Annotated in this window: 28 protein-coding genes; 20 read left to right on the top strand and 8 right to left on the bottom strand. The window is 68.0% G+C overall.

Features of this window, described 5'->3' with window-relative positions; translation table 11 throughout:
• Positions 1–16: 16 nt before the first annotated feature.
• On the bottom strand, positions 17–907 hold the full coding sequence (locus tag J2W22_RS07525) for a hypothetical protein (RefSeq protein ID WP_307117632.1): 891 nt from the start codon (positions 905–907) through the stop codon (positions 17–19).
• Positions 908–1,043: 136 nt separating this feature from the next.
• Here J2W22_RS07525 and J2W22_RS07520 point away from each other — a divergent pair, with 136 nt between their 5' ends.
• A complete protein-coding gene (locus J2W22_RS07520; protein WP_307117631.1) occupies positions 1,044–1,433 on the top strand; it encodes a hypothetical protein in 390 nt (129 codons plus the stop codon).
• Between the two features lie 41 nt (positions 1,434–1,474).
• Here J2W22_RS07520 and cobS read toward each other — a convergent pair whose 3' ends face one another.
• Positions 1,475–2,479, bottom strand: a complete 1,005-nt coding sequence (cobS, locus tag J2W22_RS07515; protein WP_307117630.1) for a cobaltochelatase subunit CobS — start codon at positions 2,477–2,479, stop codon at positions 1,475–1,477.
• 176 nt (positions 2,480–2,655) lie between these two features.
• On the opposite strand from cobS, the gene J2W22_RS07510 reads away from it, so the two are divergent.
• Positions 2,656–3,312: a hypothetical protein gene (locus J2W22_RS07510; protein WP_307117629.1), complete on the top strand. Its 657-nt coding sequence runs from the start codon at positions 2,656–2,658 to the stop codon at positions 3,310–3,312.
• Positions 3,313–3,694: 382 nt separating this feature from the next.
• On the opposite strand, the gene J2W22_RS07505 is transcribed toward J2W22_RS07510, so the two are convergent.
• Positions 3,695–4,327: a winged helix-turn-helix transcriptional regulator gene (locus J2W22_RS07505; protein WP_307117628.1), complete on the bottom strand. Its 633-nt coding sequence runs from the start codon at positions 4,325–4,327 to the stop codon at positions 3,695–3,697.
• Positions 4,328–4,486: 159 nt separating this feature from the next.
• Here J2W22_RS07505 and J2W22_RS07500 point away from each other — a divergent pair, with 159 nt between their 5' ends.
• From J2W22_RS07500 to J2W22_RS07465, 8 genes are all read left to right on the top strand, one after another.
• Positions 4,487–5,179, top strand: a complete 693-nt coding sequence (locus J2W22_RS07500; RefSeq protein WP_307117627.1) for a DUF899 family protein — start codon at positions 4,487–4,489, stop codon at positions 5,177–5,179.
• A 24-nt stretch (positions 5,180–5,203) separates the two neighbouring features.
• Positions 5,204–5,644, top strand: a complete 441-nt coding sequence (locus tag J2W22_RS07495) for a VOC family protein (RefSeq protein ID WP_307117626.1) — start codon at positions 5,204–5,206, stop codon at positions 5,642–5,644.
• 27 nt (positions 5,645–5,671) lie between these two features.
• A complete protein-coding gene (locus J2W22_RS07490; RefSeq protein WP_307117625.1) occupies positions 5,672–6,055 on the top strand; it encodes a DoxX family protein in 384 nt (127 codons plus the stop codon).
• 30 nt (positions 6,056–6,085) lie between these two features.
• A complete protein-coding gene (locus tag J2W22_RS07485) occupies positions 6,086–6,565 on the top strand; it encodes a VOC family protein (RefSeq protein ID WP_307117624.1) in 480 nt (159 codons plus the stop codon).
• A gap of 10 nt (positions 6,566–6,575) precedes the next feature.
• The gene (locus J2W22_RS07480) at positions 6,576–7,229 is read left to right on the top strand and encodes a glutathione S-transferase family protein (protein WP_307117623.1); all 654 of its coding nucleotides are present in this window, start codon (positions 6,576–6,578) and stop codon (positions 7,227–7,229) included.
• Between the two features lie 23 nt (positions 7,230–7,252).
• Positions 7,253–7,603 (top strand): DUF1428 domain-containing protein, encoded by a 351-nt coding sequence (locus J2W22_RS07475; protein ID WP_307117622.1) that lies wholly within the window; start codon positions 7,253–7,255, stop codon positions 7,601–7,603.
• A gap of 185 nt (positions 7,604–7,788) precedes the next feature.
• On the top strand, positions 7,789–8,577 hold the full coding sequence (locus J2W22_RS07470) for a VOC family protein (protein WP_307117621.1): 789 nt from the start codon (positions 7,789–7,791) through the stop codon (positions 8,575–8,577).
• Positions 8,574–9,215 (top strand): glutathione S-transferase family protein, encoded by a 642-nt coding sequence (locus J2W22_RS07465; RefSeq protein WP_307117620.1) that lies wholly within the window; start codon positions 8,574–8,576, stop codon positions 9,213–9,215. The genes J2W22_RS07470 and J2W22_RS07465 overlap by 4 nt, the downstream gene beginning before the upstream one ends.
• On the opposite strand, the gene J2W22_RS07460 is transcribed toward J2W22_RS07465, so the two are convergent.
• Entirely contained in the window at positions 9,212–9,826 is a 615-nt protein-coding gene (locus tag J2W22_RS07460; protein WP_307117619.1) for a J domain-containing protein, read from the bottom strand. The two genes, J2W22_RS07465 and J2W22_RS07460, sit on opposite strands and share 4 nt — an antisense overlap.
• 36 nt (positions 9,827–9,862) lie before the next feature.
• Here J2W22_RS07460 and J2W22_RS07455 point away from each other — a divergent pair, with 36 nt between their 5' ends.
• The 3 genes from J2W22_RS07455 to J2W22_RS07445 all read left to right on the top strand — a co-directional run bounded on the left by J2W22_RS07455 (position 9,863) and on the right by J2W22_RS07445 (position 11,828).
• A complete protein-coding gene (locus tag J2W22_RS07455) occupies positions 9,863–10,147 on the top strand; it encodes a BolA family protein (RefSeq protein WP_307117618.1) in 285 nt (94 codons plus the stop codon).
• 2 nt (positions 10,148–10,149) lie between these two features.
• Positions 10,150–10,848 carry a glutathione S-transferase gene (locus J2W22_RS07450; RefSeq protein ID WP_307117617.1) on the top strand — a complete coding sequence of 233 codons (699 nt, stop codon included), beginning with the start codon at positions 10,150–10,152 and terminating at the stop codon, positions 10,846–10,848.
• 80 nt (positions 10,849–10,928) lie between these two features.
• Positions 10,929–11,828, top strand: a complete 900-nt coding sequence (locus J2W22_RS07445) for a pirin family protein (protein WP_307117616.1) — start codon at positions 10,929–10,931, stop codon at positions 11,826–11,828.
• 349 nt (positions 11,829–12,177) lie between these two features.
• On the opposite strand, the gene J2W22_RS07440 is transcribed toward J2W22_RS07445, so the two are convergent.
• Positions 12,178–12,663, bottom strand: a complete 486-nt coding sequence (locus tag J2W22_RS07440; protein WP_307117615.1) for a hypothetical protein — start codon at positions 12,661–12,663, stop codon at positions 12,178–12,180.
• A 101-nt stretch (positions 12,664–12,764) separates the two neighbouring features.
• Between J2W22_RS07440 and J2W22_RS07435 the strand changes: the two genes are divergently transcribed.
• Entirely contained in the window at positions 12,765–13,652 is an 888-nt protein-coding gene (locus tag J2W22_RS07435; RefSeq protein ID WP_307117614.1) for an alpha/beta fold hydrolase, read from the top strand.
• 253 nt (positions 13,653–13,905) lie between these two features.
• Here the strand turns inward: J2W22_RS07435 and J2W22_RS07430 are convergent, their stop codons facing one another.
• Both J2W22_RS07430 and J2W22_RS07425 read right to left on the bottom strand, forming a co-directional pair.
• The gene (locus J2W22_RS07430) at positions 13,906–14,286 is read right to left on the bottom strand and encodes a DUF6157 family protein (protein ID WP_307117613.1); all 381 of its coding nucleotides are present in this window, start codon (positions 14,284–14,286) and stop codon (positions 13,906–13,908) included.
• A complete protein-coding gene (locus J2W22_RS07425; RefSeq protein WP_307117612.1) occupies positions 14,286–15,383 on the bottom strand; it encodes a DUF2332 domain-containing protein in 1,098 nt (365 codons plus the stop codon). Before J2W22_RS07425 ends, J2W22_RS07430 begins: the two co-directional genes overlap by 1 nt.
• A 63-nt stretch (positions 15,384–15,446) precedes the next feature.
• Between J2W22_RS07425 and hisG the strand changes: the two genes are divergently transcribed.
• The 6 genes from hisG to J2W22_RS07395 all read left to right on the top strand — a co-directional run bounded on the left by hisG (position 15,447) and on the right by J2W22_RS07395 (position 21,825).
• On the top strand, positions 15,447–16,193 hold the full coding sequence (hisG, locus tag J2W22_RS07420) for an ATP phosphoribosyltransferase (protein WP_307117611.1): 747 nt from the start codon (positions 15,447–15,449) through the stop codon (positions 16,191–16,193).
• Complete coding sequence (hisD, locus tag J2W22_RS07415) at positions 16,190–17,482, top strand: histidinol dehydrogenase (protein ID WP_307117610.1); 1,293 nt, start codon at positions 16,190–16,192, stop codon at positions 17,480–17,482. The genes hisG and hisD overlap by 4 nt, the downstream gene beginning before the upstream one ends.
• Complete coding sequence (locus tag J2W22_RS07410; protein ID WP_307117609.1) at positions 17,482–17,871, top strand: hypothetical protein; 390 nt, start codon at positions 17,482–17,484, stop codon at positions 17,869–17,871. Before hisD ends, J2W22_RS07410 begins: the two co-directional genes overlap by 1 nt.
• Positions 17,872–18,063: 192 nt before the next feature.
• The gene (gene nusB / locus J2W22_RS07405; RefSeq protein ID WP_307117608.1) at positions 18,064–18,525 is read left to right on the top strand and encodes a transcription antitermination factor NusB; all 462 of its coding nucleotides are present in this window, start codon (positions 18,064–18,066) and stop codon (positions 18,523–18,525) included.
• 166 nt (positions 18,526–18,691) lie between these two features.
• Positions 18,692–19,534: a thiamine-phosphate kinase gene (thiL, locus tag J2W22_RS07400; protein WP_307117607.1), complete on the top strand. Its 843-nt coding sequence runs from the start codon at positions 18,692–18,694 to the stop codon at positions 19,532–19,534.
• 110 nt (positions 19,535–19,644) lie between these two features.
• Complete coding sequence (locus tag J2W22_RS07395; protein ID WP_307117606.1) at positions 19,645–21,825, top strand: sodium-translocating pyrophosphatase; 2,181 nt, start codon at positions 19,645–19,647, stop codon at positions 21,823–21,825.
• A gap of 333 nt (positions 21,826–22,158) precedes the next feature.
• Here J2W22_RS07395 and J2W22_RS07390 read toward each other — a convergent pair whose 3' ends face one another.
• A complete protein-coding gene (locus J2W22_RS07390) occupies positions 22,159–25,077 on the bottom strand; it encodes a VIT domain-containing protein (protein WP_307117605.1) in 2,919 nt (972 codons plus the stop codon).
• Positions 25,078–25,116: the final 39 nt, after the last annotated feature.

The raw sequence follows: 25,116 nt of genomic DNA, 5'->3' as shown, positions 1-25,116 counted from the left end.
CGATGCAAGCCTCCGACTAGATGTAGATGTAAATGTACTGCACCTGGATCGAGACCGGACGGAACAGGGTCGGGCGGAAATTGCGCTCGACCACGAAGCGCGCATTGCCATCGGCATCGACCCCGTCGACCCGCACGATCGCGCCCATCACATTGTTGAAGAATGCCGGATAGGGGACCTTCTTCGGATTGGTCAGAAGATAGGCATATTCGCGCTGCAGGGGGCCACCGAAGCCGTCGTACAGCACATAGTCGAAGCTCTGCTTCTTGCCGCCGTCATAGACTTCGAGCTCAAGCTGCACCTTGTTGCTCTCGGGTATATGTTTCCGATAGCGCAGCCGAAGATACTGGCCCGCATCGCGCGGCACCAGATATTCGATCTTGTACGCCACCGGTTCGATCGAAATCGCCTTTTGCAGCGCCTTGTCCTTGGCACCGGCGAGGAAGACCTGGTCGAGCTTGCCGTCCTTGTCGCCATCGATGAAGCAGAAACGGACGATCGGCATGAACCGGGCACCGATCCCGCCGAGCAGCGCCGCGCCCAGCCCCGAGCGGCCGCGCTGGTCGCGACCGCAGAAATAGAGCCCCTTGCCGCCCACTCTTTCCTGCGTCTCCGGAGGAGCGATCACCGCGGTCAGTTCCTCGCCGGTTGCGATCTCGTCCGTGAACTTGTCGATCGACACCTTCACCGGCGCAAGCAGGGTGAGCTTCTGGGTCTGCTTGACCGAGGCGCGCATCAACTCCTCGCCGGGCTTCAGCGTCAGCACCTTGCCGATCGGCGCGGCCGGATCGGGCCACATCGTGTCAGGCAGCGGATATACCGGCATGGTGCCGCCGCCGGCCGGAGCAGCAGCCGCAAGCATCGGCACACCCGCCAGCATGGCGAGCCCCTTCCAGTTCCGGATCATGATTCCCCCTTTTGCCGCGTGCATGACCCACGCTTGTCCCCGCAACGATCCTGCCCGCCGCCAATCCCAAAGGCAACGCCGATCACGATTGCCTTGGCATCCCTTGGACGCCATGGTTGGCGACCAGGGGGATCAGATGAAGTTTCTCGATCGTATCGGCCTTGTCGGCCGGATGAGCCATGGCGAGTATAGTGCGAACCTCAGCGGGCTCGGCATCTTCTTCGGCGCGGTGCTCGGCTTCGTGATGGCGACCACCGAGACTCTGAGCACCAAGGACTATGTGCTGGTGCTGTTCACCACGGCGTCGATGGTGATCACCATCCTCTATGTCTCGTCGAGCCGGCACCGGATCGCCTATTCGATCCTCGCCTTCGCCCTCATCGCGGCACTGCCCTATGTGCTCGGCACGATGGTCTCGCCCGGTGCGCAGCTGCCGCCCAAGCTCCAGCCGACGCTGGCGGTGTGGCTGGCCATGGCGCTGATCGCCGAGTTCAACCCGCGCGATCGCGGGGCCGGCACGGCCTGACGCCCGCACCGCGCGGCGGCGCGGAACGTCGGCCCGGTCGCTCAGGCCTTGCCGACCACGCTCTCCGGCAGGTCCTTGCCGAACACGCGCTGATAGTACTCCGCCACCTGCGCGCGCTCCGCCTCGTCGCACTTGTTGAGGAAGCTCAGCCGGAACGCGAAGCCGACATCCTTGAAGATCTCGGCATTCTGCGCCCAGGTGATCACGGTGCGCGGGCTCATCACGGTCGAGATGTCGCCGTTGACGAAGCCCTTGCGGGTCAGGTCGGCGACGCGGACCATGTTCTCGACCAGCTCCTTGCCGCCCGGCTTGTCGAAGTCGCCCGACTTGGCCAGCACGATCTGTGCCTCGACCGCGGCGGGGAGGTAGTTGAGCGTCACCACGATGTTCCAGCGGTCCATCTGGCCCTGGTTGATCTGCTGGGTGCCGTGATAGAGGCCGCTGGTGTCGCCCAGGCCCACGGTGTTCGCGGTGGCGAACAGGCGGAAATAGGGGTTGGGGCGGATCACGCGGTTCTGGTCGAGCAGGGTCAGCTTGCCCTCGGTCTCGAGCACGCGCTGGATCACGAACATCACGTCCGGGCGGCCGGCGTCATATTCGTCGAACACCAGCGCGGTCGGGGTCTGCAGCGCCCAGGGAAGCAGGCCCTCGCGGAACTCGGTGACCTGCTGGCCGTCCTTGAGCACGATCGCGTCGCGGCCGATCAGGTCGATACGGCTGATATGCGCGTCGAGATTGATGCGGATGCACGGCCAGTTGAGGCGCGACGCCACCTGCTCGATATGCGTCGACTTGCCGGTGCCGTGATAGCCCTGGACCATCACGCGGCGGTTGTGGGCGAAGCCGGCCAGGATCGCGAGCGTCGTATCCGGATCGAAGACATAGGCCGGGTCGAGATCGGGCACGCGCTCGTCCGCCTCGCTGAACGCGGGCACTTCGAGGTCGCTGTCGATCCCGAACAGGTCGCGCACCTTCACCATCTTGTCGGGCGCTTCGAGGATCGTGGTTTCCCGGCTGTCGGGCTGGGTGTTGGGGATGTCCGCCATCTATTCGTCCTTCCGTCGCGAGAGCGACTAGAAGCTCCCGTGCCGCACTGCAACGGGCTTCGCGCAAAACGCACGATCGGCCGCCCCGGTCGCAAGCCCTTTCCTCGAATCGGCTTTCATGGGATCATGACGTCAAAGCAACGGTCGCGTACCAACACCGATTCTTGGGGAAGTCGATGAACGGGAAGCTGTTGTTCCTGGCGCTGCTCGCGCCGCTGGCGGCGTGCGACTGGGGCCAGCAGCCGGCGGCGCCACCGCACCGTCCCCCGCCCCCGGTTGCCCGCCCGATCGACCGCGAGCCGGAGTGGCTGGCCGTCTATCCCAGCTGCGAGGGCCGGCTGCGCCGCGGCCAGTGGCTGGTCTGCGACAACAAGGGCCTGAACTGGCTGCACCGCACCCTGGCCGGACAATGGGCGGAGGACCGGCAGGGCGCGAGCAAGCAGCAGCTCTGGGTGCAGCGCCAGCAGCTCCAGGCGCTGGCGAGCGAGCGCGACGCCTGCGAGACCGCCGAGTGCGTCGCCACCGCCTATCGCCGCTACCTGCGCGGCCCGCAGCGCTGGACGCCCGAGCCCGAATGGCGCCCCGCCCCGCCTCGCCCGCGGCCGGTGCACTATCGTCCGCGCGAGAAGCGCTGGAACTGGCGCGACAACGGCCCGACCTGCGCCTCGAAGATCGGCTGGCAGAAGGCGGCGCTGCTCGCCCGGCAATGCGCAGTGGTCAATCCCGACGGCCAGTGCGGGCCGCAGCGCGGCTGCGAGACGCTGAAGACGATGATCCTCGACGGCTGCTGGGACGCGGGCGAGCGCAAGCCGGGCTTCTGCAACCGGGTCTGACGCTTTCCTACCGTGCGGGCAGGGCCGACTCGCCAAAGGACACGAAGTACACGCCCAAAGCAGGTTTTCGCGGCGCCTAAGTTGACACGGTTCCCGCGGAGGCTTCGCATCTAGCAGCATTGTTGCGTGGCTGTGATCCTATCTTTCCTACGAGGTTAAAGAGCGGCCGGGCGATGATCCGGCTGCGGGAGTGCAACAGGCGAAATCCTATTTTGCAAGGCAGCCGTCACCCCTCCTCTTCCCGTCCCGGCGAAAGCCGGGATCTCAGGAGAAGGCGCGGGACGCGGGACAAGAGCCGCATGAGATCCCGGCTTTCGCCGGGATGACGATTGGGGGTGAGCGCCGATTGGGGACGGATGACGATTGGGGCCCGGGATGACGGTTATTTGGCTTCTGCTGGGCAGTCATTCTCGAACTTCGGCAACCCGAACAGATCGACGAAGCGCTGGCCCAGCGCGAGGTCGCCGGTCACCGACACCCGTCCCTCGCGGATCGACTCGGTCAGCGGCAACGGGCCGTAGAAGGTCGCGGCGAGCGGGGTCGGCACGCCTTCGAAGACCACATCGGCGCCGGCGGGATCGCGGCGCTCGATCACCAGCCCGCCATCCAGGATATGCGCGCGGAACGGCTCGCCGCCCACCCGGAAGCCGAGATCGACCGACATGCCCCGCGCCTTGTCACGCGCGATCATCGTCTTGAGCGACAGCATGAAGGCGCCGTTGCTGAGCGGCAGCGTGACGTCATGGGCGGGCGAGCCTGCCGCCCAGCGGCTGAGCGCGAAGATCGGCTCCTCGAGCTGGGCACCCCAGCGGGTGAGCTCATAGACCTGGGCGTTGACCGGCGAGGGCAGCTGCCTGCGGCGCAGGATGCCGCCCTTCTCCAGCCCTTCGAGCCGCTGGGTAAGGATATTGGCGCTCAATCCCTCCAGCGCGCCGCGGATTTCGCCGAAACGACGCGGCCCAAGCAGCAATTCGCGAACGATCAGCAGCGACCAGCGTTCTCCAATGAGATCCATTGCGAGCGCCGTCCCGCACGCGTCCTGATACCAGCGGCGCGCCTTGGCGAAATCGTTGCTAGTTACTTTTTGTGACTCCATGGTTGCTTTTAATAACCGAGTCGGGCATCAGGATCAAGAAAGCGATTCGCTGGCCACCCGAAGTGGAGGTTTAGTCCGATGACACTGGTACCTGCCGCCGAACTGGCCGCGCGCGAGACTTCGCGCTGGCCGGGCGAGTCCCCCGAATATCGCGCCGCGCGCACTGCGCTGCTCGCCGAGGAGATCGAACTGCGCCGTCATCTGGAGCGCGTGGCCGAGCAGCGCCGCGCACTGCCGGCAGGGCCGGAGGTGACCCGGGACTATGTCTTCCAGGGCGAGAACGGCCCGGTTCATCTGGCTGACTTGTTCGCCGGCCACGATACGCTGGTGGTCTACACCTGGATGTTCGGCCCGGAGCGCGAGCGGCCCTGCCCGATGTGCACCTCGCTGCTCTCGGCCTGGGATGGTGAGACGCCCGACATCGCGCAGCGGGTCGGCTTCGCGGTGACCGCACGCTCGCCGATCGACAAGCTCAAGGCGTTCAAGGCCGAGCGCGGCTGGCAGCACCTGCCGCTCTATTCGGACGGCGACCAGGACTTCAGCGGCGACTATAACGCGATCGCGCCGGACGGCAGCGACATCCCGCAGCTGCTGGTCTTCACCCGGCGCGACGGCACGATCCGGTTCTTCTGGGCCGGCGAGATGGGCTCCGAAAGCATGGACCCCGGCCAGGACCCGCGCGGCGCGCCCGACCTGATGCCGCTGTGGACGATACTCGATTGCACACCCGAGGGCCGCGGCACCGACTGGTACCCTTCCCTCACCTACTGAGAAAATACCCCCGAGGAGAGCAACATGACCCAGATGATCTTCGTCAACCTGCCCGTCAGCGACGTGGCCAAGTCGACGGCCTTCTACGAAGCGATCGGCTGCACCAAGGACGCGCGCTTCAGCAACGAGCAGGCTTCCGCCATGCAGCTGAGCGACGCGATCGTGTTCATGATCCTGTCGAAGGACTTCTTCCAGACCTTCACCCCGAAGCAGATCGCCGATGCGCACAGCGTCACCGAGGCGCTGATCTGCATCTCGCGCGACAGCCGCGAGGCGGTGGACGCGATCGTCGAGGCGGCGGGCAAGGCCGGCGGCAAGGCGGACGTGCGCGAGAAGCAGGACATGGGCTTCATGTACGGCCGCAGCTTCGAGGATCCGGACGGCCATATCTTCGAGCCGATGTTCATGGACATGGAAGCCGCCATGGCCGCCTTCCCCGAAGGCCCGGCCCACGAGCCGGCCTGAGCAAGCGCGGGACCAGGGAGACGCGGCATGAAGCGTGACAACATCATCGGATGGGTGCTGAGCGGCCTCGTCCTCCTGTTCCTGGCGATGGACGCCGGCGGCAAGCTGATCGCACCGGCGACGATGATCGCCTACAGCCCGCCGCTCGGCATCCCGGGCGAGCCCGGACTCTACCAGCAGCTCGGGCTGATCCTGGCGGTCTGCGCGCTGCTCTATGCGGTGCCGCGCACCGCGGTGCTGGGGGCGATCCTGCTCACCGGCTATCTGGGCGGTGCCGTCGCAATGCACTGGCGGGTGGGCAGCCCGTTGTTCAGCCACACCCTGTTCGGCGTCTATCTGGGCGTGCTCGCCTGGGGCGGACTGTGGTTCCGCGATCCCCGCGTCCGCGCGCTGATCCCGATCGCCGGCTGACAATCCCCAAGAGTCCAGAGGAGAGGACCGATGGCAGACAAGATCACGACCGTATTGTGGTTCGACCATGTGGCCGAGGAGGCGGCGAACTTCTACGTCTCGCTGCTGCCCGACAGTCAGGTCGGCAAGGTGTACCGCGCGCCCGGCGACAATCCGAGCACCGAGGAAGGCGCGGCGCTGGTCGTCGAGTTCACCCTGGCCGGGCGCAGCTATGCCGGCCTCAATGGCGGGCCGAACTTCAAGCCGAACGAGAGCGTCTCCTTCCAGATCCTCACCGAGGACCAGGAAGAGACCGATAGGCTGTGGAACGCCATCGTCGGCAATGGCGGCGCGGAGTCCATGTGCGGCTGGTGCAAGGACAAATGGGGCTTCAACTGGCAGATCACCCCGCGCCGGCTGATCGAGATCAACTTCGGCGACGATCCCGAGGCTGCGCGGCGCGGCTTCGAGGCGATGATGACGATGAAGAAGATCGACATCGCGGCGGTGGAAGCCGCGGCGAAAGGTTAAGGAGGCAGCCATGACCATCGAGATCACCGGCTTCAACTGGGTGCCGGACTTCGCCCGCGGCTATGTCCGCGACCTCAGGCCGCGCTGGGCCTGCGAGGAGATCGGCCAGCCCTATACCACGCGGCTGATCAGTCCGGTCCCGCCCAAGCCGGCTTATTATTTCGACGAGCAACCCTGGGGTCAGGTGCCGGTGCTGCACGATGCCGGGATCCAGCTGTTCGAGAGCGGCGCGATCCTGCTCCATCTGGCCGAGAAGGACACGAGGCTGTTGTCGCGCGATCCGCAGCAGCGGGCGACGACCCTCGCCTGGCTGTTCGCGTCGCTCAACAGCGTCGAGCCCGGGCTGTTCGAGCTGGGCAACGTCACCCTGTTCTCCAAGGACGAGGAATGGGCGAAGCTGCGCAAGCCGAGCCTGATCGAGGATATCGGCAAGCGGCTCGACCGGCTGGCCGATGCGCTGGGCGACCGCGACTGGCTGGTCGGGGAGTTCAGCGTGGCGGACATCGCGATGGTGACGGTGCTGCGCAATGCCGATGGCAGCGAGCTGATCAGCAGCCGGCCGGCGCTTGCCGCCTATGTCGAGCGCGGCATGGCGCGGCCCGGCTTCCGGCGGGCGATGGACGCGCAACTCGCCGATTTCCAGCCCGCGCCGGTCGCGGCCTGACAGAGATAATAGAGGAGAGTGAAATGACTTATATCGACGGTTTCGTCGCGCCGGCGCGCGACCGGGAGGCCTATCTGGCGATGGCGAGGAAGGCCGCCCCGATCTTCCTGGAGCATGGCGCGCTGCGCGTGGTGGAAGGCTTCGGCCATGACGTGCCGCGCGGCAAGGTGACCGACTTCTACATGGCGGTGAAGGCCGAGGAGAACGAGACGCCGGTCTTCTCCTGGATCGAATGGCCCGACAAGGCGACCCGCGACGCGGGCTGGGAAAAGGTGATGGCCGACGAGCGGATGAAGCCGCCCGAGCCCATGCCGTTCGACGGCCAGCGCATGTTCTGGGGCGGCTTCGAGAGCATCGTCGATACCCAGGCGTGATGCCCGATCCTCCCTCGGAGCGCAGCTCCGGGGGAGGGGGACCGCGCGCGCAGCGCGTGGTGGAGGGGGAAAGCCCCTCGCGATGACCAGGACATTTGCCGCCGACGCGGCGCCCCCTCCACCACCCGCCTGCGGCGGGCGGTCCCCCTCCCCCGCTTCGCGAGGGAGGCATGAAAGGAAAGATCATGTCCAACGCGCATGGAAGCTTCATCTGGTACGAGCTGCTGACCAAGGACGCAGGCAAGGCCAAGGCGTTCTACGACTCGGTCTGTGGCTGGAACATCGACGCCGAGGCGCCTCCGGGCGGCATGGACTATCGCATGATCAATGCCGGGGACGGCCAGGCGGGCGGCGTGATGCAACTCAATGCCGACATGATCGCCGGCGGCGCCAAGCCGGTCTGGCTCGGCTATCTGGGCGTCGATGACGTCGATGCCTCGGTCGCCTCGGTGGTGGCGGAGGGCGGGCAGGTCCATCTTCCCGCGTTCGACATTCCGGAGGTGGGCCGGCTGGCGATGGTCGCCGATCCGCAGGGCATTCCCTTCTACGTGATGCGCGGCGCTTCGCCCGAAAGCAGCACCGCCTATCAGCGCACCGGCTTCGGCCATGTCGCCTGGAACGAGCTGCTGACCACCGACGATGCCGCAGCGCTCGCCTTCTACGCCAAGCTGTTCGCCATCGAGAAGGTCGGCTCCATGCCGATGGGCGAGATGGGCGAGTACAGCTTCATCGCCAATGGCGACAGCAAGGGCGAGGCGGTCGGCGCGGTGATGAAGGCGCAGCCGGGCACGCCCGCCGGCTGGGGCTTCTATTTCCGCGTGCCCGACATCACCGAGGCGCAGGCGAAGGTGGAGGCCGGCGGCGGCAAGGTCATCTGGGGCCCGCACGAGGTGCCGGGCGGCGAATGGGTGATCAACATCGTCGATCCCGAAGGCGTGACCTGCGGCTTCGTCTCGCCGGGCAAGAGCGGATGACGATCACCATCACCGCCTTCGATCGTTCTCCCGATGGCGGCAAGGGGCTGGCCCGCGACACGCGGGTGCGCTGGGCGCTCGAGGAGGTCGGCCAGCCCTATGACGTGCGGCTGGTCAGTTTCGCCGCGCTCAAGGAACCGGCGCATCTGGCGATCCATCCCTTCGGCCAGATTCCGACGCTGGAGGAAGGCGATCTCGCGCTGTTCGAGACCGGCGCGATCGTCTTCCATTTGGCCGAGCGCTTTCCCGGGCTGTTCCCGGGGGATGCCGACGCCCGGGCGCGGGCGATCGCCTGGATGTTCGCGGCGGTTAACACGGTGGAGCCAGTGATCCTCGACCTGGTAACCGCCCGGATATTCGAGGGCGACAAGCCCTGGGCGGCGGAGCGACTGCCGCTGGTGCAGGCGCGCATCCGGCCCCGGCTCGACCAGCTTGCCGCGCGGCTCGGCGAGGCCGAATGGCTCGACGGCGCGTTCAGCGCGGGGGACCTGATGATGGTCTCGGTGCTGCTCCGGCTGCGGCCGTCGGGCATGCTCGACGACTATCCGACGCTCGCCGCCTATGTCGCCCGCGGCGAGGCGCGACCGGCATACCGGCGCGCGTTCGCGGACCAGCTGGCGGTGAATACGCGACCTTAGGCGAAGGCAGGCGCCTTCTTCAGGTGCTGGTACGCCTCGATCACGCGCTGGAGCCGGCCCTCATGGCTGCGGTCGCCGCCGTTGCGGTCGGGGTGGAACTTGCGGACCAGCTCGGAATAGCGCTTGCGCAGCGCGGTGCGGTCGGCGTCGATCTCGAGGTCGAGGATCTTGAGCGACTCGCGATCCTGCCCGGACAGCGGCCTGCCGTCCTTGCGCTCGCCGCGGTCCTTCATGCGGTCGCGGAACCGTGCGCCGATCGCATCGAGCGGGTCGGCGAAATCGGCCCAGCGCGGCGGACGGTCGGCACCGCCATTGCCGCTGAACGCACGCGTCTCGCGCTCCCAGCCGGCATAGGGCCGCTGGGCGTCGTGGATCTCGTCCGGGCTCATCCCCTGGAAGAAATTGTAGCCCGAATTGAACGCGCGGACGTGATCGAGGCACAGCCAGCGATATTCGCCCGGACCGTCGAACGTGGCGCGGCTGCCCGTCGCCGGCGCGCGGAATTCGCCCGGCTCGTTGCAGCCCGGCTCCGAGCATAGCCTCCCCTGCGCCTCCACCCGGCCGTGGAAGCGTGCATTCGGCCTGTCCTTCTTGGGCTGGCTCTCAGCCACGTGACCTCCCTTGCGCAAACCGCCTATATAGGCGCGATGACGAACCCTTCCAGCGGCGGACTCGCCGACATCATCGCTGCCCGTCTCACCGCCGGCCTCTCCCCGACGCATCTCGAGGTGATCAACGACAGCCATCATCATTCGGGGCATCTCGGCGATGACGGAACCGGCGAATCGCATTGGACCGTGGTGGTCGAGAGCGGAGCCTTTGCCGGCCTCTCGCGCGTTGGACGGCAGCGCATGGTCAACAAGCTGCTCGCCGACCTGCTCACCGGCCGCATCCACGCGCTGGCGATCAAGGCGCGGGCGCCGGGAGAATAAGCATGAAGTACAAGCTCTGGTACTGGGCGGAAATCCAGGGCCGGGGCGAGTTCGTCCGGCTGCCGATGGAGGCGGCCGGGATTGCCTATGTCGATGTCGCCCGCGAGCAGGGCAGCGACGCGCTGGTCGCGGACATGCAGGCGCGCGACCGGCGCCCGCCCTTCGCCCCGCCCTATCTCGACACCGGCAGCCAGGTGATCGCGCAGGTCGCCAACATCCTGCTCTGGCTGGGCGACCGCCACGGCCTGGCGCCCGAGGATGCCGCCACCCGCATCTGGATCCACGAGGTCCAGCTCACCGTCACCGATTTCGTCGCCGAGGTGCACCAGGTCCATCACCCGGTCGGCACCGGCCTTTATTACGAGGACCAGAGGCCCGAGGCCGCGCGCTTCGCCGAGGAATTCCGCGAGGAGCGCATGCCCAAGTTCCTCGACTGGTTCGAGCGTTCGGTCGAGGGCGAGTGGCTGGCCGGCACGCGCTGGTCGTACGGCGACACCTCGATCTTCCAGCTGGTCGAGGGGCTGCGCTACATGTTCCCCCGGCGGATGGCTGCGATCGAGGGCGATTATCCCAGGCTGATTGCGATCCGCGACCGCGTGGCGGACCTGCCGGGAATCGCTGCCTATCTGAGCAGCGCGCGGCGCATCCCGTTCAACACCCAGGGCATCTTCCGCCACTATCCCGAGCTGGATGCGGCCTGACCCGAAAGGGTGGGTTTCCAAACTATGGCTGTCCGCCGCACAGGGTGCAGACTAGATGTTCAGGGACGAGAGGGCCATTCATGACCGACGAGCTTTTCACCCAGATCATCACGCCGACCACCCATGACCTGGGCGGCTTCAAGGTCCACCGCACGCTGCCGTCGAAGCCGCGGACGATGGTCGGACCCTTCATCTTCTTCGACCAGATGGGCCCGGCGCGCCTCACCGTCGGCACCGGCATCGATGTGCGCCCACATCCGCACATCAACCTGGCGACGGTGACCTATCTCTATGCCGGCGCGATCGACCATCGCGACTCGCTCGGCACCTTCGCGACGATCGAGCCGGGCGCGGTGAACCTGATGACCGCCGGCCACGGCATCGTCCATTCCGAGCGCTCGCCGAGCGCCGAACGGGAGAAGGGTCCCGAGCTCTCCGGCATCCAGACCTGGCTCGCGCTGCCCGAGGACCGGGAAGAGATGAACCCCGCTTTCGAGCACGTCAGCGCCGCCGACCTGCCGATCGTCGAGGAACCGGGCGCGCGCTGCCGGGTGATCATGGGCGAGCTGTGGGGCGCCAAGGCGCCGACCACCACCTATGCCCAGACCATCTATGCCGATATCGAGCTGGCCGAAGGCGGCGCGGTGCCGATCGATCCGTCGGCGACCGAGCGTGCCGTCTATCTCGCCTATGGAGATGCCAGCATCGACGGGATCGAGATGGAAATAGCGACCCTCTACATCCTGCGCCCGGGCATCACTGCGATCCTGCGCTCTGCCGGCGGCGGCCGGGTAGCGCTCTGCGGCGGCGAGGACTTCGCCACGCCGCGCCATGTCTGGTGGAACTTCGTCTCGTCGAGCCGCGACCGGATCAACCAGGCCAAGGAAGACTGGAAGGCCGGCAACTTCCCCAAGGTGCCGGGCGACGACAAGGAATTCATCCCGATCCCCGAAGTGCCCAAGACGGTGAGCTATCCCTAGCACCCGCCTGAGCGTCTGTCGGCGCAAGGCGCGCTTTCCCACGCGGGAGGAAGCGCTGGCGGCGATCGCGAAGAGCGGCTGGGAGCTTCGGCCCTATCGCTGCGACCGGTGCTGGCAGTTCCATCTGACCAGCCGGACCAAGGGGAAGGGGGCGGCTCGGTCTTCCGCGTAACCATAACCCCGGCCAGCCCGTCGCCCCCGGCGAATCTGTCATCCCGGCTGCCTCAAGGTCGTCATCCCGGCGAAAGCCGGGATCTCGTGCGGCTCCTTCCCGCGCCTTCGCCTGAGATCCCGACTTTCGTCGGGATGACGGACTGGTTGGGATGACGGTTGTGGGGCGCGGCGACGCCTATGGGCCGACAATCTTCTCCCGCACCAGCGGCAGCAGCTTGTCGAGATTGGCGCGGGCCATGCCTGCGTCGTTGGCGACCGAGCGGATCGTCAGCAGGTCGCCGTCGCGGATCAGTATCGCGGTGGCGCCCTGGTCGCTGCCGATCGCATAGCTGCTCACCCAGCCGACAGCCGGGCCGGCATCGAGCGCCTCGATCCTGCACTCCGGGCTGCGCGCCTGGCATTGCGCCTGCAGGTCCTCGATCTTCGTCTCGCCCGAGCGGACCCGCCCCTCGGTACCGTCGACCTGGCGGCCGAACTCGATGCCGAGAATCGGCTGGCCGGCGCAATCGGGGCAGCTATAGGCCAGCTTGCCCGGCCGCGGCGCGCTGACGAAGCCCGGGCCGAGCAGCGCCAGCACTTCGCCGTCCAGGCTGTTGATGTTCTTGGTCACGAACCCGTCCGGCAGGGCGAGCCCCAGCATCAACGGCAGCAATGCGAGCATGTCCCTCTCCTCTCGTCCCGCGGCTCAACGTCCGCGGCGACCATCGGGTCCTTGCAGGTCGTCGCATGTTCGCTAGGCTCGGCCGAAAAGGGAGAGGCGACATGGCCGAGTTCGAACTCCAGCGCATCACGCTGCCCACCGGCGTCGAGCTGAACGTGGCGATCGCGGGCGATCCCGCCAACCCGCCGGTGGTGCTGCTCCACGGCTTCCCCGAATCGCACCGCACCTGGCGCAACCAGATCCCGGCGCTGGCCCGCGACCATTATGTCATCGCGCCCGACCAGCGCGGCTTCGGCCACAGTTCCAAGCCGGAAGGGGTGGAGAATTACACGCCGGACAAGCCGGTGGGCGACCTGCTCGCGCTGGCCGACCATCTCGGCATCGGGCCGTTCACCTTGATCGGGCATGACTGGGGCGGCGCGATCGCCTGGATGGCGGCGCTGCAGAACCCGCAGCGCATCGCCCGGCTGATCATCGTCAACGCGCCGCACCCCCTGGTCTTCCAGCGCAGCCTGTTCGACGACCCCGACCAGCGCGCGGCGAGCCAGTACATGACCGCCTTCCGCAACCCCGACTTCGAACAGTTCGTCGAGCGGATCGGGCTGGAGACCTTCTTCGACCAGAGCTTCGCCAAATACACCGATGCTGCGCTGCTCGAGCCGGAAAAGCCCGCCTATCTGGCCGAATGGAGCCCGCCGGGCGCGTTGACTGCGATGCTCAACTGGTACCGCGGCAGCGCGGTGCTGGTGCCCGCGCCCGGCGAGACGCCCGAACGCCCGATATGGCTCGACGCGCCCTTCCCGCCGGTGACCCAGCCGACCTTGGTGATCTGGGCGATGAAGGACACCGCGCTGCTGCCCGTGCAGCTCGACGGGCTGGATCGCTATGTGCCGGACCTCACCGTGGTGAAGATCGCGAATGCCGGGCATTTCGTGCCCTGGGAGAAGCCCGAGTTGGTGACCGAGGCGATATTGGAGTGGCTCGCCTGACCGCAAAGTGAAGGGAGTCGCGGCAAGTCGTTTCACTTTGCCCGGGCGCCCTGCGCATCGATCCGAATCACCCCGAAATCGAAGTGCGTGCCACGCCATCCAGCGACCAGAGCAGGCGAAATCCTACCTTGCAACTACACCCGTCATCCCGGCGAAAGCCGGGATCTCCTGCGGCTCTTGTCCTGCCGTCCGCGCCTTCGCCTGAGATCCCGGCTTTCGCCGGGATGACGATTGGGGCGGCCGGGATGGCGGATCAGGATCGACTCCGCCGCATCCCCGGCGCTTTGGCAACGGCGGGATCCTCCAACAGCCGGCGATAGTCGGCGCTCTCCATGCCGAGCAGCGCGATCCGCCCCTCGCCGTCATGATGCACGCCCCAGCCGAACTGCTTCACCAGCGGCGAGGCGCGCAGGCAGGCCTGGGGTTTGGCGAAGAATTCGTCGCGATCCTTGTCGCCGCCGCGCTCACGATAGGCGGCGAAGAGCAGGTCGTCGCTGGTCATCGAATAGGGCTCGGCCAGCAGAGCATGCTGGACCGCGGCCACCGTGCCGGGCTTCTCGGGGATTGTCCCCGCCGACACCGGGCTGTCCGGCGAAGCGGTGATCAGCGTGTCGCGATAATTGGTCGACTTCATCAGATCCGCACCTCCGCCGCCGCATCGAGGAGAATGCCCTGTTCGGAACTGCGCTCCGCGCCCGGACGGACCCAGGCGGCATGGGCGTGCGCGGTGGCGACCGTGATGCGCGAGCCGCCATCGGGCCAGGTCCGCACGCTCACCACCTGCTCGCCAAGCGCACGATCGGGCTCCATCGCGACCCAGGCGAGCGGGCGTTCGGACGTAGCCGCCGCACCGGCCGCTTCCATTGCCGCGCGGATGCGCGCGGTGCTGGCATCGGGGACATATTGCCAGACGACCGAATGCATCAGCACGCGGGTGACGCCCGACTCCTGCGGCTCGGCCAGCCGCGCCTCGACCCAGTCAGCGGCATCTGCGCGGTCGAGACGGACGCCCTGCTTGCGGATCATGCCGATCGCCTTTTGCAGCCGCTCCAGTCGCATCGGCGTCTCCGCCCAGACATAGGCCGACAGCCGCGCCTCGACCGCAGGGTCGGTGACGTCGAGCGGCTGGATGTCGCAGCCGCGGGTGGAGACGATCTCCAGTTCGGGCAGTGCGGGCGGGTCGCCGAGCCAGGCGGGGGCGATGATCACCGGCGAGTCGGCCGGGCCGAGCAGCGCACCGCCCAGGTCGAAGCGATAGCGGTCGATCAGCAGGTTGAGCCCGCCGCTCGAGCCGATCTCGACGATCTCCAGCTTCGGCCCCAGCCGCCGCGCGACTTCGAGCAGCCCGACGATCAGCGCGCCCGAACGGCCGGGCTCGTTGGTCTGGGGCGGGCCGTCGAGCCAGGGGAGCAAGGCGGCATCGTTGCGGGCGAGCACGCGGTTGAGCGCCGCCTGCAGCGCCGTGCCCTCCAGCCGGCCGGCGAAGACCTCGGCCAGTTCCGCGTCCTTGCCGGCCAGCACCAGCGCGTGGAGCCCGCCGATCAATCGCAGCGGGAGGGCATCGCGAGTCGGCTCGCCCGGCCAGTCGAGCACCTTGCGCCCGGTCTCGCTGCCGCGGTCGAGCCCGTCGGCGATCGCGGCGCAGATGGCCGCGTAGATCGGCGCATCCATCTTGCGGCAATAGAATTCCTGGATGCGAAACGCGCTGCGGTTATTCTCTTCACTGGCCATTAGAAACCCTCCGCGGCCGCTCTGTTGCGCCTTGGGGGTGCCCCGAGTAAAGCCCCGGCTTCGATGACCGAACCGCTGATCCTTGCCGTCCCCAAGGGGCGCATCCTCGACGAGGCGCTGCCGCTGCTCGCCCGCGTCGGCATCATCCCCGAGCCCGACTTTTCGGACGAGCGCTCGCGGGCGCTGCGCTTCAAGACCAACACGCCGGCGATCGACCTGATCCGCGTGCGCGCGTTCGACGTGGCGACCTTCGTCGCGCATGGCGCCGCGCAGCTGGGCATCGTCGGGTCGGACGTGCTTGCCGAGTTCGACTATTCGGAGCTCTACGCGCCGGTGGACCTCGGTATCGGCCATTGCCGCATCTCGGTCGCCGAGCCGGCGGACCTGGCGGAGAAGGACGATCCGCGCGGCTGGAGCCATGTCCGCGTCGCGACGAAGTATCCGCACATCACCCGCGCCCATTTCGAGGCGCGCGGGGTGCAGGCCGAGTGCATCAAGCTCAACGGCGCGATGGAGCTGGCCCCGGTGCTGGGGCTGGCGCCGCGCATCGTCGACCTGGTCTCCTCGGGGCGGACGCTCAAGGAGAATGGGCTGGTCGAGGTCGAGGTGATCGCCGAGGTGAGCAGCCGGCTGGTGGTCAACCGCGCCGCGTTCAAGACGCGGGCGACGGATGTCGTGCCGCTGGTCGACAAGTTCAGGAAGGCTGTCTCTCCCCTCCCGCTTGCGGGAGGGGTCGGGGGAGGGCCTGATCTGGGCGAGGTTGGGATAGCCTCTCCCCTGACCCCTCCCGCAAGCGGGAGGGGAATTTGATCCGCCTGAACGCCTCCGACCCCGGCTTCGCCGCCGCCTTCACCGATCTGGTCAACGCCCGGCGCGAGGCCGACGAGGATGTCGCGCGCGACGTTGCGACGATCGTCGCGAAGGTCAGGACCGAGGGCGATGCGGCGCTCAGGGACCTCACCCAGCGCTTCGACAAGTTCGACCTCGATGCCCAGGGCTGGAAGCTCGACCGCGCCGATTGCCTGGCCGCCTGGGAAGGGCTCACCCCCGAACTGCGCGACGCGCTCGAGCTCGCCGCCGAGCGGATCGCCATCTACCATTCCAAGCAGAAGCCCGAGGATCGCGACGAGATCGATTCCGCCGGCATCCGGCTGGGCGCGCGCTGGCGGGCGGTGGATGCCGCCGGCGTCTATGTTCCCGGCGGACGCGCGGCCTATCCCAGCTCGGTGCTGATGAACGCGCTGCCGGCGCGCGCGGCGGGGGTCGGCCGGCTGGTGATGGTCACGCCGACCCCGAACGGCGAGGTCAACCCGCTGGTGCTGGCCGCCGCGCATCTCGCCGGGGTGGACGAGATCTGGCGCGTCGGCGGGGCGCAGGCGATCGCCGCGCTCGCCTATGGCACCGAGAAGATCGCGCCGGTCGACGTGATCACCGGCCCGGGCAATGCCTGGGTGGCCGAGGCCAAGCGCCAGCTCTACGGCGTGGTCGGCATCGACATGGTCGCCGGCCCCAGCGAGATCGTGGTGGTCGCGGACGGCAAGAACGACGCCGACTGGATCGCCGCCGACCTGCTCAGCCAGGCCGAGCATGACCCGACCAGCCAGTCGATCCTGTTCACCGACGATGCGGCCTTCGCCGACAAGGTCGCCGAAGCGGTCGAGCGCGCGCTCGCCAAGCTGGCGACCGAGCAGACCGCGCGGGCGAGCTGGGACGCGAATGGCGCGATCATCGTCGTGCCCGACCTGGTCAGCGCGATGCCGCTGGTCGACCGGCTGGCGCCCGAGCATCTCGAGCTGGCCTGCGACCAGGCCGAGGGGCTGTTCGACATGGTGCGCCATGCCGGCTCCGTCTTCATCGGCCGCTACACGCCGGAGGCGGTGGGCGATTATGTCGCGGGGCCGAACCATGTGCTGCCGACCGGCCGCCGGGCGCGCTTCGCCTCGGGTCTTTCGGTGCTCGACTTCATGAAGCGCACCAGTTTCCTGTCGCTCGATCAGGCCGGACTGGCGGCGATCGGCCCGGCCGCGGTGGCGCTCGCCCATGCCGAGGGGCTGCCGGCGCATGCCGAGTCGGTCGCCATCCGTCTGAGGAGCAAGTGATGCGCACACCCGATCTGGATGAGGATGGCTGGTGCCTCGAAAGCGGCCTTGAGCGCCATCTGCTCCACCCCGAGAGCTTCGAGATCCCCGACGAAGCGACCCGTACCGGTCTGCGGCCGGGTGACTTCGCCAAGTTGATCTTCGTCATCGCAGTTGAGGAGGATGACGAGCCGATCGTCGAGCGGATGTGGGTGGTGGTGCGCGAAGCCGCAGATGGCGGCTATTTCGGGCTGCTCGATAACGAGCCCGAGATCGACGAGAATGACGAGTTCTGGCTGGGCACCGAGGTGCCGTTCGGGCCGGAGCATGTGATCGAGGTGCAGGCGGGGAATGACGAGAGCGTCGCCTATGCCGGGCGCGAGCCGCTGAAGGCGTGGCCGCGGGGTTAATTCAATCCGTCACCCCGGCCTTGTGCCGGGGTCCATTGTGCCTCGCGCGCTGCCGTAGAGCCTCATGCCCATGACTCGCCTCCCGGTGGACCCCGGCACGAGGCCGGGGTGACAGTTCAGCGTACAGGCGCGGAACCACCGCCATGCAACGCACCTTTGCCAACTCGCCCGAAGCGACCTATGGGGCGGACCATGCCAAGCCATCAAGCAAAGTCCCGTTCCAAGGCGCGCGCCGCGGCGCGCCTCGCCGCCGTGCAGGCGCTGTACCAGCACGAAATGGAAGCGGTCTCGATTCCCGCGCTGCTCCACGAGTTCCACAATCATCGCCTGGGGGCGACGATCGAGGACGTCGAATATGCCGAGGCGGACATCGCGTTCTTCGACGACATCGTCACCGGGGTGAGCGAGCGCCGCGACGAGATCGACCGGATCATCGCCGGCAAGCTGACCGCCGACTGGACGCTCGACCGGCTCGACAAGCCGATGCGCCAGATCCTGCGCGCCGGCACCTATGAGCTGATGGGGCGCAAGGATGTGCCGGTCGGCGCCGCGATCAGCGAGTATCTCGACGTCACCGACGCCTTCTACGACCGCCGCGAGAAGGGCTTCGTCAACGGCATCCTCGACGCCGTCGCCAAGGAAGTGCGGGGTTGAACACCTTTTCTCCTCCCTCGCGAAGCGGGGGAGGGGGACCATTCGCGCAGCGAATGGTGGAGGGGGCTTCTCCACGGGCGACGGTGCATGGGGCTTTACCCCCTCCACCACCGCCTTCGGCGGCGGTCCCCCTCCCCCGGAGCTCCGCTCCGAGGGAGGAAAGCGCATGAACGAGGCCCAGTTCATCGCCGCCTTGCGCACCCTGCCGCTCCACCCCGGGTCGGAGGGGCTGCGCGACGATGTGGCGACGCTCGCCATCGGCGGCGAGACGCTCATCCTCACCCATGACGCGATCGCCGAGGGCGTCCACTACCGCCCCGGCACCGATCCGTTCGACATCGCCTGGAAGCTGGTCGCGACCAACCTGTCCGACCTCGCCGCCAAGGGCGCCGAGCCAATGGGCGTGCTTATCGGCGCGGTGCTGATCGAAGGCGCCGAGCGCTTCGTCGAGGGGCTGCGCGCGATCCTCACCGAATATGACGTGCCGCTGCTCGGCGGGGACACCATCTCGGTATCGCCGGCCACCTTCGGCTGCACCGCGATCGGCCGGGCGACCGTGACGCCCGTGCCCCGGCGCGACGGCGCGCGGGCGGGCGACGGGCTGTGGATCACCGGGCCCGTCGGCGCGGCGATGCTCGGGTTCGAGAGCGGCAAGGGCACCGCCTATCTGCGCCCCCGCCCCCGGCTGGCCGATGGCCGCGCGCTGGCGGGGCATGTGACCGCGATGATGGACGTGTCCGACGGGCTATTGCTCGACGCCAGCCGCATGGCCGAGGCGAGCGGCTGCACCGCCGACATCGTGCTGAGCAAAGTCCCGCTCGCCCCCGGTGCCGATCCGCTGCGCGCGGTGACCTGGGGCGACGATTACGAGCTGCTGTTCGCCGCGCCCGCCGATTTCGTCCCGCCGGTGCCAGCCGCGCGGATCGGCGCGATGGCGGCGGCGGGCAAGGCACCCCTGATACTCGACGGCCAAGTCCCGGAAATCGCACTGGGATACCAGCATCGCTGAGCGGCTTGCGCTCAGGCTATACCCTCTATAGCCTCCCCATACCGGGCCTTTTAAATCCGGCGACACAGACCGGCGCGGCTCGATATCCAATAGGGGAAGGGCTTGAACGCATGACGATTGTGTACATCGCCATAGCCTGCGGCGTGCTCGCAGTGCTTTATGGCTTGTTGACCAGCCAGCAGGTGCTGAAAGCGCCGGCGGGCAACGAGAAGATGCAGAGCATCGCCGCTGCCATCCAGGAAGGCGCCAAGGCCTATCTCGGCCGGCAATATACCACGATCGGCATCGTCGGCGTGATCGTCGCCGTGGTCGTGTTCTTCACGCTCGGCACGCTGCCGACGATCGGGTTCCTGGCCGGTGCGGTGCTTTCGGGCGTCGCCGGCTATATCGGCATGAACATCTCGGTCCGCGCCAATGTGCGCACCGCAGAGGCCGCGCGCGGCTCGCTGCAGGGCGGACTCACCCTCGCCTTCCGCTCGGGCGCGATCACCGGCATGTTCGTGGCGGGCCTCGGCCTGCTCGCGATCGCCGTACTGTTCTGGTACCTGACCGGCCCGGCCGGCCTCGCGCCCAATTCGCGCGCGGTGACGCTCGCGCTGACCGCGCTGGCGCTCGGCGCCTCGCTGATCTCGATCTTCGCGCGCCTCGGCGGCGGCATCTTCACCAAGGCCGCCGATGTCGGCGCCGATCTGGTCGGCAAGGTCGAGGCGGGCATTCCCGAGGACGACCCCCGCAACCCGGCGGTGATCGCCGACAATGTCGGCGACAATGTCGGCGACTGCGCCGGCATGGCCGCCGACCTGTTCGAGACCTATGTCGTGACGCTCGGCCTCACCATGGTCTCGATCGCGCTGCTGGTGAAGAACCTCGCGTCCGAGCAGCTGCTCAAGCTGATGGCGCTGCCGCTGATCGTCGGCGGCGTGTGCATCATCACCTCGATCATCGGCACCTATATGGTCCGGCTCGGCAAGAGCCAGTCGATCATGGGCGCGCTCTACAAGGGCTTCTGGACCACCGCGATCCTCTCGGTGCCGGCAATCTACCTGGTCACCCAGTACACGCTGGGCGACATGAACGCGACGATCGGCGCGCTGCCGGTCGATCCGACCGCCTTCCTCGAGGCGAACGACCATGTCACCGCCGAGGCGGCGCTCGGCCTCGCCTCGGGCGCGCAGTTCACCGGCATGAGCCTGTTCATCTGCATGATGATCGGCCTGGCGGTGACCGGCCTGCTGGTGTGGATCACCGAATATTACACCGGCACCAACTATCGCCCGGTCAAGTCGATCGCCAAGGCTTCGGTGACCGGCCACGGCACCAACGTCATCCAGGGCCTGGCAATCAGCCTTGAGTCGACCGCGCTGCCGACGCTCGTCATCGTCGTCGCGGTGATCGCGGCCTATCAGATCGCCGGGATCATCGGCGTGGCCTTCGCCGCGACCTCGCTGCTGGCGCTGGCCGGCATGGTCGTCGCGCTCGACGCCTATGGCCCGGTGACCGACAATGCCGGCGGCATCGCCGAGATGGCCGGGCTGGAGGACGAGGTCCGCCACAAGACCGACGCGCTCGACGCGGTGGGCAACACCACCAAGGCGGTGACCAAGGGCTATGCGATCGGCTCCGCCGCGCTCGCCGCTTTGGTGCTGTTCGGTGCCTATACGACCGACCTCAAGGAGTTCTTCCCTGACGTCCCGGTCGATTTTAGCCTGAACAATCCGTACGTCATCGTCGGGCTGCTGCTCGGCGCGCTGCTGCCCTATCTGTTCGGCGCCTTCGGCATGACCGCCGTCGGCCGCGCGGCGGGTTCGGTGGTCGAGGACGTCCGCAACCAGTTCCGCGACGATCCGGGCATCATGGCCGGCACCAGCCGCCCCAATTATGCCCGCACGGTGGACATCGTCACCAAGGCGGCGATCAAGGAGATGATCGTCCCGTCGCTGCTGCCGGTGCTCAGCCCGATCGCGATCTACTTCATCATCACCGCGGTCGCCGGTCAGTCGCAGGGCTTCGCGGCAGTCGGCGCGATGCTGCTCGGCGTGATCGTCTCCGGCCTGTTCGTCGCCATCTCGATGACCTCGGGCGGCGGCGCCTGGGACAATGCCAAGAAGTATATCGAGGACGGCAATTACGGCGGCAAGGGATCGGACGCGCACAAGGCGGCTGTGACCGGCGACACCGTGGGCGATCCGTACAAGGACACTGCCGGTCCGGCGGTGAACCCGATGATCAAGATCACCAACATCGTGGCGCTGCTGCTGCTCGCGGCACTCGCGGGCCACGCCGCCGGCTGATCCTTTCGGCAGGACCCGATACTGGCCCCGCCCGGAACCTCTCCGGGCGGGGCTTTTCTTTGGCGCTCATTCCGGGCCCACCATTGAGATACGTCGTCATCCCCGCGCAGGCGGGGATCCAGGGTGGCAAAGCGATGTCCTTCCTGGCTCTGGATCCCCGCCTGCGCGGGGATGACGAAGGGGGAGCCTGTTTCGAGCGAAGCGTATTTGCCTCCGATTACAGCTCCACCTGCGGCCCCGCGTTGACCAGCGCCTCGGCCTAACCGAAGCGCACCACGAGCGTGATGCCGCCGAGATCGGCGCGCCCGCCCGAGCGGACCGCCACGCCCCCGCTCATTTCGGCTTCGCGCCGACCACGACGCGGCCGATCAGCCGCCCTTCCTTGTCGTCGCCCAGCACTTCGATATCGACCGATTCGTCGCTCTGGTTGGGCCGGCCGAAATTGCGGATGATGTGCGCGGTGACCACCGACGGACCGTTCGGATCGATCCGGTCGCCGGCGAAGACATTGGCGCGGATCGTGTAGGTGCCCCGCGGCGCCCGGCGGATGAAATATTCCTCCGGGCCATAGCCACTGGTCATGTCGTTGGAGAGGTGCCCCCCGATCGCGGTGCGCGGATGGCTGTAGATCGCCCGCTCGCCATTGGCCTCGTCGACCCACAGGTCGAGGTCGGTCGCGTCGGTGTTCCACTCGGCGATCACCCGGATATCGGCGTCGAGCAGCGCGATCAGCCGCCGGTCGAGATCGGTGTCGCCGCCCAACGCACGCAGCTTGGGGATCAGCGCATTGGCTTCCATCAGCGCAATCGTCTCGATGCCGGCCCAGGCGTCCGACCAGGGCGTGAGCGCCACTTCGGAGAGCAGCGCGATCGCCCGCTCGAGATCGGCGCGAGCATGCGCCGGCACCGCCTCGGCGCGGCGGGCGAGCGCCAATGCAAGTAGTCGCTTGGGCTGCGGGCGGGTGGGATCGAGCGCCGCTTCCCGTTCGCGCAGCTCGATCGCCCGGTCCCACGCGCCGTAGCGCTCGAGCCGTGCGGCGACGAGGCCGAGCGTCACTTCGTTGGCGACCGGCAGGTCGAGCGCGGCCAGCACCATCTCGCGCGCCTCGCCCGCGCGGCCATGGCGGCGCAGCCATTCGGCGGTGTCGAGATAGAAGGCCGGCAGCGTGCCGTGGAGCTTCTCCTGCTCGAGGAACAGCGCGTCGAAGCGGGCGGGCGCGGCATCGAACGCCTTGAGATAGGGCCGCTCGGGCTGCCAGGCGTCGATCTCGATGCGCGGGCCCGAGGATGCCGTGTCAGGGAATCTGCCGATGTCTTCCGCAGTGACCGCGGTGACCGGGCTCGCCGCCGCCTCGCTCGCCGGAGCGCGCTGGCTGGTCACCACGATCGCGTCGCTATCGTCCGCCGGCATCGGCTCGGGAGTCGGCGTGGGCTCGGGGGCCGGCGCGGACATAGCGGGGGATGGGATTATCTGGCGCTCGTCCCGCTCCCGCTTGGGCCGGGCCATGGGATCGAACTTGCGCTGCCACCAGCTGACCTGCTCGTTCCACAGGCCGACGACCTGTTCGAGCCGTCCCTGCTTCGCTTCCGCCGCTTCCTTGTCGGCGCTTTCCCGCGCCGCGCGATAGCTGGCCAGATCCTCGCCGTCATAGCTGGCCGGGGGCGCGACATCCGCGTTGACATAGTCCTGCGGGGTTTCGAGGACGAGGAAGGACAGGCTCGGGCTCGCCACGCCGTAGCGGCGGCTGAGCGCGACATAGTCGGCGCGGCGCTCGGTGGCACCCAAGGTCGCCAGTGTATCGACTGCGATCAGCGCGCTCTCGCCAGCGAAGTCAGCCGCCTCGGGCACGGAGCGGCGCTGCTCGGTGCCGCCGATCAGCACGCGGACGCCGCCCCGGTCGGGCGCGCGCGCGGCGACCAGCCATTGGCCGTTGCTGCTCTCGATCGGCACGAAGGACAGGCGCCGGCCCTGATCGTCGAGGACCGCGGTGACCGTCGGCACGGTGCGCACCAGCGCCTTCTCCAGCTCGCCGATATCGTCGCCGAGCCGCCAGGCACGCCCGCCATGCAGCGTCGCGAAATGGCGCAACCAGGCCATGTCAGCGCTCTTCGAGGTGGTGATCGCATCGACCCGGCAAGGCAGGTCTGCCTTGGCGTCGCGGTCGACCGCCGACTTGCCGTTGGTGAGGAGCAGGCAGCGATCGGCGCGGACCAGGTCGCCCGCTAGTGGCGCAAAATTGGTCGCGCCGCGATAGCGCACGCCCTCCAGCAGCGCGATCGCGGCATCGGCGCTGGCGACCTTGCGCCGCTCGGCCCCGCTAGAATTGAAGGTGACGACCTCGATCTCGCGCGGCTTGAGCCCCGCGAGCACGCGGCGCAGCAACATCAGCTCGTCCTTGTGGTCGCCGAGCCGCGAGCGCGAGCGGTCCCAATAGATGCGCACGCGCTCGGCAGTGTCCGCCGCGCCCGCCGGGACCGTGCCCGAAAGCTGGACGAAGCGCTCGCCCAGCGCGTTGCGGCTGGCCAGCGCCTCAGGCAGCGCCGGGCGGCCGAGGATCAGCGGCCCGTTCAGTGCGCGCTTGTCTTCCTCGCGTGCGACGAACGCCGTGCCCTCGCGGGCCATCGCGATCGGCTCGCGGCCCGGCCAGGTCAGGCTGGGCGCGGCGCCCACACCCTCGGCCCGCACGCTGATCGACCAGCCCTCGCCCGGGGCCGGCAGGTCGAGCGGCAGGACATAGACGTCCTCGCCGCGATGCGCGTTGAACACCGGCGCGACATAGCGCAGCCGGATCGTGCGGCTGCCCTTGGCGGGGATCGGGAAGACGCGAGTGTGGAACACGCCCTCAGGCTCGACCTCGGCCAGGCCCGGGTCGATCCGGCCGCGTACCGCGGTCTCGTACACCGCCTTGGCCCGGCCGCGATCGACCAGCACGCCGTCGAGCAGCCTGCCCTTGATGTCGAGTGCATAGCCGGTGACCACGGCGTCGGCGGGCAGCGCGAGGCGGAAATCGCCTTCGAGCGGCTCCTTGCCGCCATTGGCAAACTTCGCGGTCACCACCGTCTCGGCGATGCCGCCGCGCAGCGTGACGGCGATGTCGAGCCGGCTCAGCGCGATGTCGCGGGCATGCGCTTCGTCCCGGATGCCGTTGGCGAGCGCCGTGAGGCTCGGACTGCCCTTGGACGGCGCGGTCTGCGCCGACAGGGCGACCGGCGCCAGAAGACACAACAAGCCCAAAGCCCAGCGCACGATCATCCGTCCCTCCTCCGGATTATGTAACTATGTATCATGCCG

The sequence above is a fragment of the Sphingomonas kyeonggiensis genome (genome assembly GCF_030812785.1).
Taxonomy (GTDB): Bacteria; Pseudomonadota; Alphaproteobacteria; order Sphingomonadales; family Sphingomonadaceae; genus Sphingomonas; species Sphingomonas kyeonggiensis_B.
This window is presented reverse-complemented; position numbering and strand designations above follow the sequence as displayed.

Coding starts and splice junctions, on each gene's coding strand:
- J2W22_RS07525 (WP_307117632.1), bottom strand. CDS start 907: ATGATCCGGAACTGGAAGGGGCTCGCCATGCTGGCGGGTGTGCCGATG.
- J2W22_RS07520 (WP_307117631.1), top strand. CDS start 1,044: ATGAAGTTTCTCGATCGTATCGGCCTTGTCGGCCGGATGAGCCATGGC.
- cobS (WP_307117630.1), bottom strand. CDS start 2,479: ATGGCGGACATCCCCAACACCCAGCCCGACAGCCGGGAAACCACGATC.
- J2W22_RS07510 (WP_307117629.1), top strand. CDS start 2,656: ATGAACGGGAAGCTGTTGTTCCTGGCGCTGCTCGCGCCGCTGGCGGCG.
- J2W22_RS07505 (WP_307117628.1), bottom strand. CDS start 4,327: ATGGATCTCATTGGAGAACGCTGGTCGCTGCTGATCGTTCGCGAATTG.
- J2W22_RS07500 (WP_307117627.1), top strand. CDS start 4,487: ATGACACTGGTACCTGCCGCCGAACTGGCCGCGCGCGAGACTTCGCGC.
- J2W22_RS07495 (WP_307117626.1), top strand. CDS start 5,204: ATGACCCAGATGATCTTCGTCAACCTGCCCGTCAGCGACGTGGCCAAG.
- J2W22_RS07490 (WP_307117625.1), top strand. CDS start 5,672: ATGAAGCGTGACAACATCATCGGATGGGTGCTGAGCGGCCTCGTCCTC.
- J2W22_RS07485 (WP_307117624.1), top strand. CDS start 6,086: ATGGCAGACAAGATCACGACCGTATTGTGGTTCGACCATGTGGCCGAG.
- J2W22_RS07480 (WP_307117623.1), top strand. CDS start 6,576: ATGACCATCGAGATCACCGGCTTCAACTGGGTGCCGGACTTCGCCCGC.
- J2W22_RS07475 (WP_307117622.1), top strand. CDS start 7,253: ATGACTTATATCGACGGTTTCGTCGCGCCGGCGCGCGACCGGGAGGCC.
- J2W22_RS07470 (WP_307117621.1), top strand. CDS start 7,789: ATGTCCAACGCGCATGGAAGCTTCATCTGGTACGAGCTGCTGACCAAG.
- J2W22_RS07465 (WP_307117620.1), top strand. CDS start 8,574: ATGACGATCACCATCACCGCCTTCGATCGTTCTCCCGATGGCGGCAAG.
- J2W22_RS07455 (WP_307117618.1), top strand. CDS start 9,863: ATGACGAACCCTTCCAGCGGCGGACTCGCCGACATCATCGCTGCCCGT.
- J2W22_RS07450 (WP_307117617.1), top strand. CDS start 10,150: ATGAAGTACAAGCTCTGGTACTGGGCGGAAATCCAGGGCCGGGGCGAG.
- J2W22_RS07445 (WP_307117616.1), top strand. CDS start 10,929: ATGACCGACGAGCTTTTCACCCAGATCATCACGCCGACCACCCATGAC.
- J2W22_RS07440 (WP_307117615.1), bottom strand. CDS start 12,663: ATGCTCGCATTGCTGCCGTTGATGCTGGGGCTCGCCCTGCCGGACGGG.
- J2W22_RS07435 (WP_307117614.1), top strand. CDS start 12,765: ATGGCCGAGTTCGAACTCCAGCGCATCACGCTGCCCACCGGCGTCGAG.
- J2W22_RS07430 (WP_307117613.1), bottom strand. CDS start 14,286: ATGAAGTCGACCAATTATCGCGACACGCTGATCACCGCTTCGCCGGAC.
- J2W22_RS07425 (WP_307117612.1), bottom strand. CDS start 15,383: ATGGCCAGTGAAGAGAATAACCGCAGCGCGTTTCGCATCCAGGAATTC.
- hisG (WP_307117611.1), top strand. CDS start 15,447: ATGACCGAACCGCTGATCCTTGCCGTCCCCAAGGGGCGCATCCTCGAC.
- J2W22_RS07410 (WP_307117609.1), top strand. CDS start 17,482: ATGCGCACACCCGATCTGGATGAGGATGGCTGGTGCCTCGAAAGCGGC.
- nusB (WP_307117608.1), top strand. CDS start 18,064: ATGCCAAGCCATCAAGCAAAGTCCCGTTCCAAGGCGCGCGCCGCGGCG.
- thiL (WP_307117607.1), top strand. CDS start 18,692: ATGAACGAGGCCCAGTTCATCGCCGCCTTGCGCACCCTGCCGCTCCAC.
- J2W22_RS07395 (WP_307117606.1), top strand. CDS start 19,645: ATGACGATTGTGTACATCGCCATAGCCTGCGGCGTGCTCGCAGTGCTT.
- J2W22_RS07390 (WP_307117605.1), bottom strand. CDS start 25,077: ATGATCGTGCGCTGGGCTTTGGGCTTGTTGTGTCTTCTGGCGCCGGTC.